Source organism: Algoriphagus sp. TR-M9, from assembly GCF_027594545.1.
In the GTDB taxonomy this organism is placed as follows: Bacteria; Bacteroidota; Bacteroidia; order Cytophagales; family Cyclobacteriaceae; genus Algoriphagus; species Algoriphagus halophytocola.
Map to the genome: position 1 here is coordinate 4,423,320 of NZ_CP115160.1, position 14,946 is coordinate 4,438,265.

The following is a 14,946-nucleotide window of genomic DNA, read 5'->3' on the forward strand; positions in this document are numbered from 1 at the left end:
ACCGGCAGGAGAAAGAGCGTATAGCTTTTGCTCACAAAATGTTAGATTAAAAAAACAAAGAAGCATAGTTGTTGTTATACTTCTTTGATCACATGACCGCTGAAAAATGCTCATTCAACCAGGAGAATTATTAGCTCAAATAAATAGTCCCGCTGACCTGAAGAAATTTCCCAAGGAAAAACTGGTACAGATCTGCGATGAACTGCGCCAGTATATAGTGGATAATGTATCCGTTTACGGTGGGCATTTTGGAGCTAGCCTAGGTGTGGTGGAGCTTACCGTTGCCTTGCACTACGTGCTGAATACACCTGAAGATCAATTGGTGTGGGATGTAGGCCATCAGGCTTATGGACATAAAATCCTTACCGGTAGAAGAGATAGGTTTCATACCAACCGTATTTATGGAGGATTATCCGGTTTCCCAAAACGAAAAGAAAGCGAATACGATACCTTTGGCGTAGGCCATTCTAGTACCTCGATTTCGGCGGCTTTGGGGATGGCTGTAGCTTCTAAATACAGAGACCTTCCCAAAAAACAACATGTAGCCGTGATCGGAGATGGGTCAATGACTGGCGGAATGGCTTTTGAAGCCATGAATCATGCCGGTGTCAGTGATACTAATCTCATCATAATCTTGAATGATAACTGCATGTCCATAGATCCAAATGTGGGTGCACTGAAGGATTACCTGACAGATATCACTACATCGCGTACGTACAATAAAGCGAAAGATGAGGTCTGGAAAATACTGGGTAAGCTGAGCAAATTCGGGTCAAGCGCCCAAGAAGTGATCTCAAAAGTAGAAGGAGGAATAAAGTCAGCTTTGCTCAATCAAAGTAACCTTTTTGAATCCTTAAATCTTCGGTACTTTGGTCCAGTGGACGGCCATGATGTCAATCATTTGGCAGAAGTACTCAATGATCTCAAAGATATTCCAGGGCCTAAAATCCTACACTGTGTGACAGTGAAAGGCAAGGGCTATGCTCCGGCAGAAAATGGAAACCAGACTACCTGGCATGCCCCAGGGACTTTTGATAAAGTCACCGGTGAAATATATAAAAAGACACCTAGCACCCCCCAAGCACCAAAATACCAGGAGGTTTTTGGTCATACACTGGTAGAGCTGGCTGAGCAGAATGATAAAATCATGGGAGTGACCCCTGCGATGCCATCGGGTTCGTCCATGAATATCATGATGAAGGCCATGCCAGATCGTGCATTTGATGTGGGAATAGCCGAACAGCATGCAGTGACTTTCTCTGCTGGATTGGCTACCCAAGGTTTGGTGCCTTTCTGTAACATTTATTCTACCTTCATGCAGCGTGCTTACGATCAGGTTTTACACGATGTATGTTTACAAAACTTACCTGTAGTACTTTGCTTGGATAGAGCAGGTTTTGCAGGTGCAGATGGTCCTACTCACCATGGGGCTTACGATATCGCGTTTTTCCGCTGCATACCAAATCTGGTGGTTTCTGCACCAATGAACGAAGAGGAGCTCCGCAACATGATGTATTCGGCTTCTACGCACAATGGGCCATACTCCATCCGATATCCACGTGGTAAGGGTGTGATGCCAGAGTGGAGGACAGCATTTGAGCAGATCCCTGTGGGTCAAGGAAGAATCATCAAAGAAGGCGAAGAAATAGCCATTTTATCCATTGGTCATATAGGAAACTATGCGGTGGAGGCCTGTGAAAAGCTGACCAAGGAAGGCTTAAATCCTGCTCACTATGATATGCGTTTTGTGAAGCCACTAGACGAAGAGTTGCTTCATGAGATTTTTAGCAAGTTCAAAAAAGTGATCACAGTAGAGGACGGCTGTCTGATGGGAGGCTTTGGATCGGCTGTGATCGAGTGGATGATGGATCATGAGTATCAAGCTCAAGTGAAGCGTCTCGGGATTCCTGATGAAGTCATAGAGCATGGAGAGCAGATCGAGCTGCACAGAGAATGCGGGTTTGATCCAGAGGGCATAGCTGCCGCGGTGAGAAGCATGACTGCTGTCACTAAAATCTAATAAGTATGTCCAGTATCAATTTTTTTGAAAAAGGCTCAGGGCAGCCAGTAATTCTTATTCATGGCTTTTGCGAAGTATCCCAAATGTGGGAGGATATTGCGGATGAACTTTCTGACCAATTTAGGGTGATCTGTCCAGATCTGCCCGGCTGTGGAAAGACAGTATTAAACCTTTCCCAAAACAAGCTAGAAGAAGTGGCCGTACAGCTGGAAGAATGGATGGAATCCCAAAACATCCAAAACCCTATCATCATTGGCCATTCTTTGGGTGGTTACGTCACCTTGGCATTACTGGAGTTGATGGGGTCTAAACTTAAAGCTGTGGGATTGTTTCACTCTACCGCATTTGCAGATGATGAGGAAAAGGTCGGGATGCGAAACCGAACTATCACTTTTTTGAAAAAACATGGCGTGGACACCTTTGTGACTTCATTTGTCCCACCTTTGATACCGGAACACAGACGGGAGGAATTACAGTCTGAGATTAATGATGCGATCCATCAGGCTAAACAATCCACGCTAGAAGGATTAATCTATTATACTAAAGCAATGCGTGACCGAAAGGACCGTATTGAGGTGTTAAAAAGTTTTGCAGGCCCCAAATTAATGATTGCAGGTACTGAGGACGGTGCTGTTAAAATCCAAGCCAGCAGAGCTCACAAGCCAACAGTTTCCGATTATTTCGAATTGGAAGGCGTGGGGCATCTCGGTATGATCGAGCAAAAAAGCGCCTGTATTGAGATTTTGAAGGGGTTTTGTGAAAAAGCCAATGGATAGTTTCTCAACTTCGGAAATGAACTACAGCTAATTCTCTTGGCAAATCATCTGCCTACGAGCCGAAAAGGCACAATTCAGAATCTGGATCTGATTTCGCTAGATCTTCTGACCCAACATTCCCATTAACTTTTCCAGGTATTTCTGATCGACTTCATCAAAATCATCCAACTGATCTGAATCCACATCCAAAACCATGGCCACCAGGCCTCCTTTGAATACGGGGACCACGATCTCAGACTTTGATGCCGAGCTGCATGCTATATGTCCTGGAAAGGCATCCACATCAGAAACCAAAACTGTTTTTCCTTCCTTCCAGGCCGTTCCACACACTCCTTTTCCCATAGAAATCCTGGTACAGGCAATGGGTCCCTGAAAAGGACCTAGGACAAGCTGATTTTCTTTAGCCAGATAAAATCCTACCCAAAAGAAGTCAAAGGCTTCTTTTAATGCTGCTGAGATATTGGCCAGATTTGCATAGAGATCGGGTTCTCCGGAAATCAAGGCTTCGATCTGAGGAAAAATGGCTTCGTATTTTTCAGCTTTTGTAGCTTTCTCAGGAATATATAAACTTTCAGACATGATGGTAAATTCTTAAGGTATCTTCCAAGATTTCAATGCTCTCAGAAACTGGTGATGGAGGAAGTGGAGCAGGGATACCACTTCCAAATTTATTTCTACTGGTGAACACGCGAGCTTCATCCCAAAGTTCGGATTCCAGAATCCTTTTCAATAAATAGCTACCTCCTTCGATCAGCACACTTTGGACCTTTCTAGCGTGTAGATCACTCAGAATATCAGCTATTGTAAACCCTGCAGGTAATTTCACAAACTCCAATGTGCCCCGGACTTCTTGCTTTTTGACGTTGTAGCAAATCGTAGGGACTGCCTCATCAAAAAGCTTCAAAGAGTTCTGAAGCTCCAGATTACTGTCTATTACAATTCGTAGCGGGTTCTTTCCTACCCAATCTCTGACATTCAAAGCCGGGTCGTCATATTTTGCTGTATTTTTACCCACCATTATAGCATCCTCTTCAGCCCGCCATTTGTGAACCAGCTGTCGGCTGGAGGCATTGGTGATCCATTTAGAAGAGAAATCTTCCCTAGCCACAAATCCATCCTGAGTCTGTGCCCATTTCAAAATCACATAAGGCCGTTTTTTCTCTATCTGGGTGAAAAACCGTTTATTCTGCCACCTAGCTTCTTGTTCCAGCACACCGGTAATTACTTCTATTCCGGCATCTCTGAGGATTTGTATGCCTTTACCGCCTACCAGAGGGTTGGTATCAAATGCTGCAATGACCACTTTTTTCACCTGTTTTTCTACCAGTAGATTGGCACAGGGAGGGGTTTTTCCAAAATGAGCGCAAGGCTCCAATGTCACATATACCGTAGCTCCAGCCAGTAAGCTTTGATTCTTAACTGAATGGATTGCGTTGACTTCTGCGTGGGCCTTGCCGTATTCTTGATGGTAGCCCTCTCCGATAATCTGGTCGCGGTGAACGATCACGCAACCTACCATGGGGTTTGGACTTACCTTGCCACGGCCCAGTTCTGCCAGCTCAAGTGCTCTTTGCATGTACAAAGTACCTGATTCCATTAGGGCTTTGGTTTAAAGGTGATTTCATTCAAGACCGAATCCATATCGGCACTGAGATCCAGGGTAAAAGTGGTGTCCTGATAAGCCTCGTTCTTAGGATCCATATATACCTCATATTGATCCATAGGGACGCGGAAGGTATATCTGCCGGTAGTATTGATATGGGTGGAGAAGGTATCGTTTTCGGTGCGTAAGAAAATCGCCGGATAAAGCGTAGTAGGCTTTAAGCTTCCGCTTAACTCAATACTACCAATGCCAGGAACCAAGCTGAAAGTGGGCATAAGAGAATAACTGGTTTCAGCGTTTTGGATTATGGATTTTTCTAAGTCCATATCTAGCAATAAATCGTAAGCAACTCCTGACTCTATGTCTATGGAAGTTTCGAGTTCTACCTCATTTTCGGCGTCAGGAGCTAGATCCAGCACGTACTTTTTAGAGCCAATAAACATGGTATGATTCTCTCCAAGTAGCACAGTAGTTTTGGTGATCCTTCCTATGGGCAGTTCGTCCCTTCCTAGCAGCAGGGCATTTCCCCCCACTAATTCACTGATTTTGATTCGCTTGTTACCAGATTTATATTCTAGAAAGAAAGTCTCAAAATCACTTTCACGGCCTTCCACTATCATTTCCACATCTACTCCGTTGATTTCTACAAAAACAGAATCCCACTGAGCAGGACTATCCACCAAAATCATATTGACCAAAGCTCTTGGACTGGAATCGGAGTCTCTGCAAGCACTGAGGCCCAGTACTATTAGGAATGGGAGTAAGTAAAATGTTAGTTTTTTCACATGGTAAATTTAGTCCAAAACTTTGCAATTCCTGAATCTCTAAAGAAGCGGCATAAAAAAACCGGGCGAAGCCGGTTATTGTGCATTGTTATTTTAGAACTAATGTGACAGGTTCTACAGTAGTAATTTTTTCATCTTCCACTACTACTCCTTCTAAGACAATGGGCAGATAAAATTCATTTGGGGTGATGGTGATGGAGTAGATTCCGTCGTCCATTCCTGTGATTTTATAGTTACCATTTTCATTTACGAAGGTGTTATACTGATCTTCTCCATCATTGGCAGTGACTTGTATAGCTTGCGCATCCACTGGGTTTACCTGACCCATTATGCCTTGGGAGATCTCATCCAAAAAAGCACGGAGCACAGGTTTTAGGATGATATTACCTGAATTCCCGGCTTCCACTATTGATTTTGCCACATCAAAATCAATGACTAAATCATAGGTCATTCCCCCTTCGATTTCTTCGTCAATTTTGATTTTCAATCCACTTTGCTGGGCACTAGGAGTTTTCAGATCAAATCGCTCTCCATTTTTGATGACATAATTGTTTTCTCCGAGAATCAATCTCAATTGATCTATATCTCCCTCGGGAAAATCGGCTGTTCCCAATAATTCACTATTTCCACCGGTCAGGTCAAGTAGGTTAATAGGTTTACTTTCATCATAGGCGATTTCTATCCATTCTGATTCATCGTCCTCCTCATCTTCATCCTCATCTATCCCTTCTTCATCTATTTTTATTCGCAATGCCAAAACTTCTACCCAGACTTCATCATAGCTTGCAGGCGCATCCACCAGGTAGAAATTCACTTTAGCTGAGCCAGCTGTAGGATTCTCATCGTCTGAGGAGCATGACATTCCTGCTAATATTAAAAGAGATATCAAGAAGTAAGAAATGATGTTTTTCATGTGTTTATAATTTTTTTTTAAGGTCACATGGAATCTTCGCATGAATTATAATCATCCCTCTGTGTGTCGCTTCGGGTCATGCTTGATTTCATAAGGGGAATAATTAAAGATGCCAAAGAAATCCAAGGACTATGCCAAGACTTGGGGCCAAAAAACTTATTCCTTGTGGGAATCCTTCTTATTTTTGGGCATGATGAAATGGGAGCGCCTTTTATCCCGGGGCAGATTTGGAGACAAACCGGGATTTATACCTACTCAGGTGGTTAGAAGTGAATTTGAAGTCGATTACGATCGGATTATTTTTTCGGCACCTTTTCGGAATCTCCAGGACAAAACCCAGGTTTTTCCACTGCCGGAACAAGCATTTGTGCATACTCGGCTTACCCATAGTCTGGAAGTATCCAGTGTAGGACGCTCTCTGGGCAAAGCCGCTGGTGAATTTCTCCTTGGAAAATATCCACAACTTTCCACAAATGGAATTACAGCATTTGAAATAGGGGCTATAGTGGCTGCAGCTGCTTTGACCCATGATATAGGAAACCCACCTTTTGGGCACGCAGGAGAAGAAGCAATTTCAGATTTTTTCAAGTTTCATCCCGCAGGCAAATGCTGGGAACCCCATGTACGGACCGAACAACTGGCCGATTTGCATAATTTCGAAGGAAATGCTCAAGGGTTTCGCATGCTGGTTTCAAAGCAATTTGGGCTGAAGCTTACCTACGCCACTTTGGCGGCTTTTACCAAGTATCCTAGGCCTAGTATGATTGCGCAGCGGGATATAGCGCGTAGAAGCCAAAAGAAATTTGGTTTTTTCATCAATCAACTGGCGGATTTTGAGCAAATGGGAGCCGTCCTGGGAATGGAAAAGTCCAGCCCTGAATGCTGGTATAGGCACCCACTCGCATTTTTGGTAGAAGCAGCAGATGATATTTGCTATAGCATTATTGATCTGGAGGATGGCTGTACCATGGGACTGGTGAGTTTTGAAGATACGGTGAAGCTTCTGGCGCCTATTCTGAAGGACAAGTTTGATCCCAAAAAACTCAAGGAGCCTCGCACTGTTGCTCAAAACCTGGGTGCTCTTCGGGCATTGGCTATAGGTGAGCTGATCAAGGAATGTGTTGATGTCTTTGCCCAATATGAGGAAAGCATGTGTAAGGGGAATTTTGATAAAGCTCTCACCGATATCATTCCATCTGCCAAAGCATTAAAAGCGATCACGGATCTTTCTGTCCAGAAAATCTACCGTTCGCAGGTAGTCTTGGAAAAAGAAGCCGCAGGATTCCAGGTTATAGAGGGACTTTTGGAAGTCTTTTCTAAAGCCCTTTATCATCAATTTTATGACCCTGCCCAATTCTCCGGACAGGATAAAAGCATCTTAAGGCTACTTCCGGAAGATTTTCCGCTCAAAGGCTGGGGTGCAGAGGTCAATCCCTATCCCCTGCTGCGTGCACTCGTGGATTTTATTTCTGGAATGACAGACAAATATGCGCTCAACCTGTACAGGAGGGTCAAAGGAATCTCTTTTCCGGGAAGCTGAGCAATAGCTGTTTTATTTTCATAGATCAGGCTTAAATCTTGTTACTATTTCACCCCCTAAAGGCATGAGCTACGTACTTACGCTAGCATTGCCCGAATTTGAATTTAGCGGAATTTCGCTATTAAAAGACTGATGAGCTTACTATGAAAAAGACACTTCTTATTATCCTTGGTGTATTTATATTTCTAATTGCAGTGGCTGGTTCAATTCCATTGTTGTTTAAAGACAAAATCGCCGCGAGGATAGACAATGAGATCGCACAATCCATCAATGCCAAAGTGATCTACGATGTGGATAAGGTGAGCTTGAGCATTTTTAGGAGGTTTCCCAATATCTCCGCAACCATTCAGGATTTTGACATAGTAGGAAATGCGCCTTTCGAAAATGACACCTTAGTTTCGCTTCAAGAGTTAGGGATTGATTTCGATCTTAGGTCAGTGCTTTTTGACGAATATCCTACACTTACCGGCGTAAAACTCAGGGGCGGAGATCTATACATCAAGGTCCTGGAGGATGGTACCGCTAACTATGACATTACTTTTCCTTCAGAGGATGCGGGTCAAGATACCACAGCAAGCAATTTTCAAATCGGTGTGGACCGGATCGAAATAGCCGAGGTAAATGTGGTATATGACGATAGGCAACTGGATTATTTCATGGCACTGGGAGGAATCAATGTTACTGGAGCTGGGGAGTTTACGGCTGAAGTGTATGACCTGCCTATACAGCTGGAAGCCCTGATAGCAGACATTACTTACGAAGATGTAAGCTACATCAGCAACAAGACCTTCAGGGGAGAAACGCTACTGAACATAGATTTGGAAAACATGAAGTTTACCCTGGGAGATGGGGGTTTTCAGCTGAATGATTTTCTATTTGGACTGGATGGATATCTGGCGATGCCCGGAGATGACATGGAAGTGGATGTTGAAATGGAAGGGAAGGATAATGATTTCAAAAGCATACTCTCCCTGGTTCCGGGGATTTATACAGAAAGTTTCTCCAGTTTAAATACCTCCGGTACGATGGACTTTCATGGCAGGATCAAGGGAATTTACAATGAGGAGAAAATCCCTTCCTTCGATATTTCTCTTAAAATAGTCGATGGAATGTTACAGTACCCGGACCTTCCACAGCCAGTAAAAAATGTGAACCTGGACCTTCAGGTCAAAAATGAAACAGATAACCTGGTTTATACTGCTGTGGCTATCCCGTCTTTCAATTTGGATTTTGGAAGCAATCCGATTTCAGGGAAACTTTTCCTTTCCGATTTGCTGAGCTATGACATAGACGCCGCATTGAAAGGTAAGCTAAACCTGGAAGAATTAACTTCAATATTCCCAATCGAAGGAATGGATTTGAAAGGAAATTTGGATCTGGATGCTACCGCAAAAGGCCGTTATGATTCTGTGGCTGGTGTGATTCCGGCGATTAATGCCAAGCTTCATTTGGCAAATGGGTATGTAAAGAGCTCGGATTACCCTGCTCCTATAGAACAACTGAATGTCAGAGCCTCTATCCAAAACGCTAGTGGTGATTTGAAGGACTTCCTGGTGGACCTAAGCCAATTTGGTTTCGAACTCGAAGGTGAGGCCATCAACGGAAACATGAAAATCCGTGATTTTGACAAGTTAATCTGGGATGGTCAGGTCAGAGGTGGAGTGGACCTGAAGAAAGTTCTGGCTATTTTTCCGGTGGAAGACATGGTAATGGAAGGTAAAATCCAAGCTGACCTCAGCACCAAAGGCTCTTACGCAGCGGTGCAAGCTGAGCGCTATAATCAGCTGGAAACCCGTGGTAGCATGGACATCAGGGATTTTATGTATTCCTCCATTGATTTGCCACAAGTGGTTCAAATCGCTAGTGCAAAAGCTGTATTCACTCCCGATCGTATTAATTTGACAGAGTTTGATTCTAAAGTGGGAGAAAGTCCAGTTTTGGCTACGGGCTACCTATCGAATTATATGAATTACTTTTTGGGAGAAGAGGGTACGCTAAGTGGACAATTAGCCATTAACAGCACAAGATTCAATGTCAATGAGTGGATGAGCGATAAAGTAAGCGCTGACACGACGGATACAGCGCTTACAGTTATAGAATTGCCCAAAAACATAGATTTCACCATGAAGGTGGTCGCCAATGAGGTGATTTATGATAACATGAACCTCAAGCAGGTAAAGGGCAATATGTATTTAAAAGAAGGAATCTTGAGCTTTTCTGATGCTTCCATGAATACATTGGGAGGTACTATTGCGCTGGAGGGTAACTATGATCCGAGAGACCTTACCTCCCCTCTTTTTGATTTCAAACTGAACATAGCTGATCTCAGCATAGGCGAAGCTTTTAGATCTTTTAATGCTGTAAAAGCCTTTGCGCCGATTGCTCAAAACCTGACCGGAACATTCAATTCCGACCTCAATTTCTCCGGAAAACTAGGTCAGGATATGATGCCAATCCTAGCTAGCCTAGATGGAGAGGGATTACTAAAAGTGGCCGAAACAGCCTTGAAAGACAGCAAAATACTGGAAGGAATCACCAGTCTCACCCGATTGAAAGACGTGAATACCCTGCAGTTGAAAAATATCACGATCCCTATTTCTATAGATAACGGGGTCATGGATGTGCAGCCTTTTGATGTGAAACTTTGGGACTATCAAGCTAAAGTGCAGGGTACAGCTGGCTTTGATGGATCGATTAATTATTTGGTCAATATGCAGATCCCTGCTGGAAAATTTGGCGCTCAGGCCAACTCCTTGTTGGCAACCCTTTCTGGCGCCACTGTGGATGAAAACACCGCGATTCCGCTGGCGCTGAATCTCTCCGGAACTTACAATTCCCCCAAAGTGAGTTTGGCAGGAGGAAATAGCATAGAATCTTTGGTGGCAGATGCGCTTAAATCCAGGGTGACAGGAGAGGCCCAGGGGCTTCAAAACCAAGCCAATGAGCAGTTTAACGCAGCACAGGATAGCATGAAGCAAGTGCTAAAAGTCAGGTCCGAAGCGGCTCAAGATAGCGCAAAAATGGAATTAGAAAAGCAGGTGGATGTGGCCAAAGAAAAAGCGGTGGAGGAAGCCAAAAAGTTACTAAAGGGTTTTTTCCCAAAAACTGATGCTAAAACAAAGCCGGACAGTACCACCGTAAGGAACTGAATGGATATCTCTTTATTCTTAGACGGGGAAGCGCTTTAATTACTAAATTCCGTAAACTTTACTTTATGGAAATCTTTGCTAAAATTCTTATCGGAGCTATAGCCGCTCTGCACCTCTATTTTCTTTACTTCGAAATGTTCGCCTGGGAGACTATAGGGCGAAAAACATTCAAATCATTACCTCCTGAATTATTTCCAAAAACCAAGGGATTAGCTGCCAATCAGGGGCTTTACAATGGTTTTTTGGTAGCGGGTTTAGTTTGGTCTTTACTGATTGATGATCCGAAATGGGCCTTTTATGTGGCTGTATTTTTCCTGAGTTGTGTATTGGTCGCAGGAGTTTTCGGAGCTCTCACGGCCAGTAAAAAAATCTTCTGGGTTCAGGGGTTACCAGCTTTAATTGCACTCATTTTACTTCATTTGATATAAAAATAAGGAATGCTTTTCCCGCAGATTTACGCTAATCATTTCGCAGATAATCGCTGACTGTTTCAAATCAGCGATTATCTGCGACTTTTATCTGCGCTGATCTGCGGGAATTCAATTACAAATCATCCTCCTCGAAATCATCCTCATCTCCAGGCCCCATATCAAACATGGAGCTAAACAAATCCTTGAATTGCAATCCGGTGTCCAGTACTTTTTTGCTGAGTTGAGAGAATTCTGCCAATCCGTGAAGTGCAAATTCCATAAAGAATTCCTTCTCTTTTTCCGGTAAATCCTTCACCAACTGCGTAACCACTTCCTCTAATCCAGGTACTGAATGAAGTGCCGTTTTATATTCCTTATCTGCTTGAGAGGCTAGAATATCCAACTCATTTCCTTCTCCAAACCATGCCAAAGGGATGACGTATGGATTCCCGTTTTTGTCTTTTTTCTTCTGCTCCGGTGATGGGAAATAATTTACAAACTGTGTACGAATAGCTTTTCCTATCAAATTATATGCAACTAATCCTGCACCTTCCTGCTCGCCTTCATAGACCAGTTCTACCTTTCCAGTTATCGCAGGGATGACTCCGATCAGATCAGCAATCCGAATAGTAGTATTGCCTTCTCCATTCCTATACATTCTACGCTCAGCTGCGGAAATCAAGTTTTCGTAAGCCGAAATCGTCAACCTCGCCGACACACCACTTTTCTCATCTACAAACTCTGAACCTCTGGCCTCGATAGCAATCTGCTCGATCAAGTCCTTCATCAGTTCCGGCACATAGATATTATCCACAGGCTTGCCTTTCAGATTGGCTTCCTGAGCAGTAATTCTCCTACCTATTTCAATTGACTTAGGATAATGCGTGATGATCTGACTTTCGATCCTATCCTTTAGCGGCGTAACAATGCTACCACGATTGGTATAATCTTCTGGGTTTGCTGTAAAAACAAATTGGATATCCAATGGCAATCTCAATTTGAAACCACGAATTTGAATGTCGCCTTCCTGCAGGATATTGAACAAGGCAACCTGAATTCTGGCTTGTAAATCCGGTAATTCATTGATCACGAAAATAGAGCGGTGAGACCTTGGCACCAATCCGTAGTGGATTACTCGCTCATCATTATAACTCAATTTCATTGTGGCTGCCTTGATCGGGTCAACATCACCAATCAAATCGGCCACAGATACATCAGGCGTTGCCAACTTCTCCGTGTAGCGATCATTTCTATGCCACCAAATGATTGGGGTATCGTCCCCTTTTTCCTCGATTTTGTCTTTGGCATAAGTGCTCAAGGGAGCTAGCGGATCATCATTCAGCTCTGAACCGAAAACCACCGGAACATATTCATCCAGCAATTGAGTCATCATTCTGGCAATCCTCGTTTTGGCCTGTCCTCTCAGACCAAGTAAGTTAATGTTGTGCCGGGAAAGGATCGCCCGTTCAATATCAGGAATTACGGTATCCTCGTAACCCCAAATTCCTTCAAAAACATTCTCCTTTCGCTTGATCTTCAAGATCAAATTGTCGCGAAGTTCCTCTTTGATGGATTTGGATTGGTAGCCAGCAGCTTTGAGTTGGCCGAGGGTTTTTATCTGTGTGAGTTCCTGTGGTGTCAGTTTTTGGTAGTCCATATGGCTTAAAAGCGTTTCGTTCTGTTTCGTCTATAATCTTCAAAAATCAGGTCGCCGAGCCCTTTCAGGCTGCTGTAGTAGGCATTCCCGTTATTTACTTTGGTAAATTCCTTTACAAATTCCTTCAAATACGGATCTGAAGCGATCATAAAGGTAGTCACCGGTATTTTCAATTTTCGGCATTGTGCAGCCAGCTTCAGCGTTTCGCTGAGGATCTTGCTGTCTATCCCAAAAGCATTTTTGTAGTACTTGATTCCCACTTTCAGGCAAGTCGGTTTCCCATCCGTGATCATGAAAATCTGTTTGTTTGGATTCTTCCTTCTTCGCAGTAAATCCATCGCCAGTTCAAGCCCAGCAACTGTATTCGTATGATAAGGCCCAACTTGCAGGTAAGGCAAATCTTTGATTTCTATCTGCCAGGCATCATTTCCGAATACTATAATATCGAGTGTGTCCTTAGGGTAGCGGGTTTTGATGAGTTCTGCCAAAGCCATGGCAACTTTCTTCGCGGGTGTAATTCTATCTTCTCCATAGAGAATCATGGAATGCGAAATATCAATCATCAGCACAGTGGAAGTTTGGGATCTGAACTCATTTTCCACCACTTCCAGATCATCTTCAGTCAATAGGTAATCTCCTCCAAATCCATGATTTGCCTGGGCATTACGCAAGGAATCTGTCAAAGCAATCTGATCCAGATTATCTCCAAATTCATAAGCCCGTCGGTCGGTTCCCCGCTCTTCTCCCTGTCCGGAATGAGTGGTTTTATGCTGGCCCGATTTTCCTCTTTTCAGTTTGCCGAAAATCTCTTCTAAAGCTGATTTTCTGATAGTCTGTTCCGCTTTACCGGTGATTTTAAATTCTCCTTTTTGGTTTTCCTCGGTCAGATATCCTTTTGATTTCAAATCCTCGATAAAGTCCCCGATGCCATAGTTGGGATCGGTCATTCCATAGCGATTGTCCAGATTGGTCAGCCAACTCAATGCTTCAGCTACATCACCGCCGGTCATGGTGACGAGTTGCAAAAATATATTCAGCAGATTCTCGAACGAATTCTTCTCAGGATCCTGAGTGGGTACGAACTGAGTAAATCGAAATCCTTTCATTTTGTAGATATTAGAAGCAAGATTCAAGACACAAGACTTTGTCAACGATCTTGGTGAAGTAAAGTACATAGAGAAAAGGCCTGGTTCAACTTATAGTCATCCTTTACGCTCCAACCAGGGACATAACAAGAAGACAGGTGTGGTAGTTTAATAATCGGGGGAAAAAGGCAAAAAAGATGAAATCGAGCTTGAAAAGCAGAAAAATAATCTCAGGGTTTGAAAAATTCTTTTGGCGTCATAACTGGAATTTCGCCGTTTGCATAGTTAAAGTCTTTTTTAACCCGTGTGATTAAAAAATCCATTTTATTGTCGACAGCGGTAAAATATTGAAGCCCATCCTCTTTGTCTTTAAAATCTGAATTCATAGCATTTAAAAATGCTTCTTTCCCCCCTGAAATCACTCGACAAAACTCCATAAACTGCAGCAATTTTTCCTTCGCATCAACTAGTTTGTACCGGTCAATTGACATGTAAATCAGCAGACCTAAAGAAACTTCAGAAATAAAAAGTTGGGCTTCTCCTTCAGCTAACAGAGAAAGAAATGGCTTAGAGTCCTCAACAAATGGCTCCCGGTTTGCCACCAAATCGAGTGCAACATTCGAATCCAAAAATATCCTATACATACTTTTTATTTCGGTGTTCCCGGATTAATTCTTTGTCAGACTTTTCAAGGGCTTTGATTGGAGCCTCTCTTTTTAATCTTTCTAAAAATCGTGCAGCAGCAAACTGTTCCGGGGTTTTCTCTACTTCCGGATTTTCCTTTTCAAAAATCTACTCAAACATTTTTGAAAGCGATATACCCCTACTGGCAGCTTTAAGCTTGGCTTTCTCTACAATTTCCTTTTCTACAGTGAGCGTGAGTTTGGTTTTCATGATTACACGTGTTATGGTTAAATATACGTGTGTTTTATGGAAATAAGTTCCACAATGGTTTAAGATTCTTCCTTAAAACCAAACTCCCCTATCTTTACCCCATGACTCCCGCAG

Annotated in this window: 13 protein-coding genes; 5 read left to right on the forward strand and 8 right to left on the reverse strand. The window is 43.1% G+C overall.

What is annotated here, in order from left to right:
- Positions 1-106: 106 nt before the first annotated feature.
- Both dxs and PBT90_RS18875 read left to right on the forward strand, forming a co-directional pair.
- Positions 107-2,020 carry a 1-deoxy-D-xylulose-5-phosphate synthase gene (gene dxs, locus PBT90_RS18870; protein ID WP_264808049.1) on the forward strand — a complete coding sequence of 638 codons (1,914 nt, stop codon included), beginning with the start codon at positions 107-109 and terminating at the stop codon, positions 2,018-2,020.
- A 5-nt stretch (positions 2,021-2,025) separates the two neighbouring features.
- Positions 2,026-2,796: an alpha/beta fold hydrolase gene (locus PBT90_RS18875; RefSeq protein ID WP_270130667.1), complete on the forward strand. Its 771-nt coding sequence runs from the start codon at positions 2,026-2,028 to the stop codon at positions 2,794-2,796.
- Positions 2,797-2,892: 96 nt separating this feature from the next.
- Here the strand turns inward: PBT90_RS18875 and PBT90_RS18880 are convergent, their stop codons facing one another.
- The 4 genes from PBT90_RS18880 to PBT90_RS18895 form a co-directional block, all read right to left on the reverse strand.
- Positions 2,893-3,375 (reverse strand): GAF domain-containing protein, encoded by a 483-nt coding sequence (locus tag PBT90_RS18880; protein WP_264808051.1) that lies wholly within the window; start codon positions 3,373-3,375, stop codon positions 2,893-2,895.
- Positions 3,368-4,393: a bifunctional diaminohydroxyphosphoribosylaminopyrimidine deaminase/5-amino-6-(5-phosphoribosylamino)uracil reductase RibD gene (gene ribD / locus PBT90_RS18885; protein WP_264808052.1), complete on the reverse strand. Its 1,026-nt coding sequence runs from the start codon at positions 4,391-4,393 to the stop codon at positions 3,368-3,370. Before ribD ends, PBT90_RS18880 begins: the two co-directional genes overlap by 8 nt.
- A complete protein-coding gene (locus PBT90_RS18890; RefSeq protein WP_264808053.1) occupies positions 4,393-5,184 on the reverse strand; it encodes a DUF4382 domain-containing protein in 792 nt (263 codons plus the stop codon). Before PBT90_RS18890 ends, ribD begins: the two co-directional genes overlap by 1 nt.
- An 88-nt stretch (positions 5,185-5,272) precedes the next feature.
- Positions 5,273-6,097, reverse strand: a complete 825-nt coding sequence (locus tag PBT90_RS18895) for a DUF4382 domain-containing protein (RefSeq protein ID WP_270130671.1) — start codon at positions 6,095-6,097, stop codon at positions 5,273-5,275.
- 193 nt (positions 6,098-6,290) lie between these two features.
- On the opposite strand from PBT90_RS18895, the gene dgt reads away from it, so the two are divergent.
- The 3 genes from dgt to PBT90_RS18910 all read left to right on the forward strand — a co-directional run bounded on the left by dgt (position 6,291) and on the right by PBT90_RS18910 (position 11,214).
- Complete coding sequence (dgt, locus tag PBT90_RS18900) at positions 6,291-7,637, forward strand: dGTP triphosphohydrolase (RefSeq protein WP_264811490.1); 1,347 nt, start codon at positions 6,291-6,293, stop codon at positions 7,635-7,637.
- Between the two features lie 143 nt (positions 7,638-7,780).
- Positions 7,781-10,786 carry an AsmA family protein gene (locus PBT90_RS18905; RefSeq protein ID WP_270130673.1) on the forward strand — a complete coding sequence of 1,002 codons (3,006 nt, stop codon included), beginning with the start codon at positions 7,781-7,783 and terminating at the stop codon, positions 10,784-10,786.
- 65 nt (positions 10,787-10,851) lie between these two features.
- Positions 10,852-11,214 (forward strand): DUF1304 domain-containing protein, encoded by a 363-nt coding sequence (locus PBT90_RS18910; RefSeq protein WP_264808056.1) that lies wholly within the window; start codon positions 10,852-10,854, stop codon positions 11,212-11,214.
- A gap of 115 nt (positions 11,215-11,329) precedes the next feature.
- Here the strand turns inward: PBT90_RS18910 and PBT90_RS18915 are convergent, their stop codons facing one another.
- From PBT90_RS18915 to PBT90_RS18930, 4 genes are all read right to left on the reverse strand, one after another.
- Positions 11,330-12,853: a P-loop NTPase family protein gene (locus PBT90_RS18915; protein ID WP_270130675.1), complete on the reverse strand. Its 1,524-nt coding sequence runs from the start codon at positions 12,851-12,853 to the stop codon at positions 11,330-11,332.
- A gap of 5 nt (positions 12,854-12,858) precedes the next feature.
- Positions 12,859-13,959, reverse strand: a complete 1,101-nt coding sequence (locus PBT90_RS18920) for a vWA domain-containing protein (protein WP_264808058.1) — start codon at positions 13,957-13,959, stop codon at positions 12,859-12,861.
- Between the two features lie 209 nt (positions 13,960-14,168).
- Entirely contained in the window at positions 14,169-14,582 is a 414-nt protein-coding gene (locus tag PBT90_RS18925) for a type II toxin-antitoxin system VapC family toxin (protein ID WP_264808059.1), read from the reverse strand.
- 148 nt (positions 14,583-14,730) lie between these two features.
- A complete protein-coding gene (locus tag PBT90_RS18930; protein ID WP_264808060.1) occupies positions 14,731-14,832 on the reverse strand; it encodes a DUF6364 family protein in 102 nt (33 codons plus the stop codon).
- Between the last annotated feature and the right edge of the window lie 114 nt (positions 14,833-14,946).

What these genes read in the sequence shown, in the direction of transcription:
- dxs (WP_264808049.1), top strand. Translation starts at nt 107, where the DNA reads ATGCTCATTCAACCAGGAGAATTATTAGCTCAAATAAATAGTCCCGCT.
- PBT90_RS18875 (WP_270130667.1), top strand. Translation starts at nt 2,026, where the DNA reads ATGTCCAGTATCAATTTTTTTGAAAAAGGCTCAGGGCAGCCAGTAATT.
- PBT90_RS18880 (WP_264808051.1), bottom strand. Translation starts at nt 3,375, where the DNA reads ATGTCTGAAAGTTTATATATTCCTGAGAAAGCTACAAAAGCTGAAAAA.
- ribD (WP_264808052.1), bottom strand. Translation starts at nt 4,393, where the DNA reads ATGGAATCAGGTACTTTGTACATGCAAAGAGCACTTGAGCTGGCAGAA.
- PBT90_RS18895 (WP_270130671.1), bottom strand. Translation starts at nt 6,097, where the DNA reads ATGAAAAACATCATTTCTTACTTCTTGATATCTCTTTTAATATTAGCA.
- dgt (WP_264811490.1), top strand. Translation starts at nt 6,291, where the DNA reads ATGAAATGGGAGCGCCTTTTATCCCGGGGCAGATTTGGAGACAAACCG.
- PBT90_RS18905 (WP_270130673.1), top strand. Translation starts at nt 7,781, where the DNA reads ATGAAAAAGACACTTCTTATTATCCTTGGTGTATTTATATTTCTAATT.
- PBT90_RS18910 (WP_264808056.1), top strand. Translation starts at nt 10,852, where the DNA reads ATGGAAATCTTTGCTAAAATTCTTATCGGAGCTATAGCCGCTCTGCAC.
- PBT90_RS18915 (WP_270130675.1), bottom strand. Translation starts at nt 12,853, where the DNA reads ATGGACTACCAAAAACTGACACCACAGGAACTCACACAGATAAAAACC.
- PBT90_RS18920 (WP_264808058.1), bottom strand. Translation starts at nt 13,959, where the DNA reads ATGAAAGGATTTCGATTTACTCAGTTCGTACCCACTCAGGATCCTGAG.
- PBT90_RS18925 (WP_264808059.1), bottom strand. Translation starts at nt 14,582, where the DNA reads ATGTATAGGATATTTTTGGATTCGAATGTTGCACTCGATTTGGTGGCA.
- PBT90_RS18930 (WP_264808060.1), bottom strand. Translation starts at nt 14,832, where the DNA reads ATGAAAACCAAACTCACGCTCACTGTAGAAAAGGAAATTGTAGAGAAA.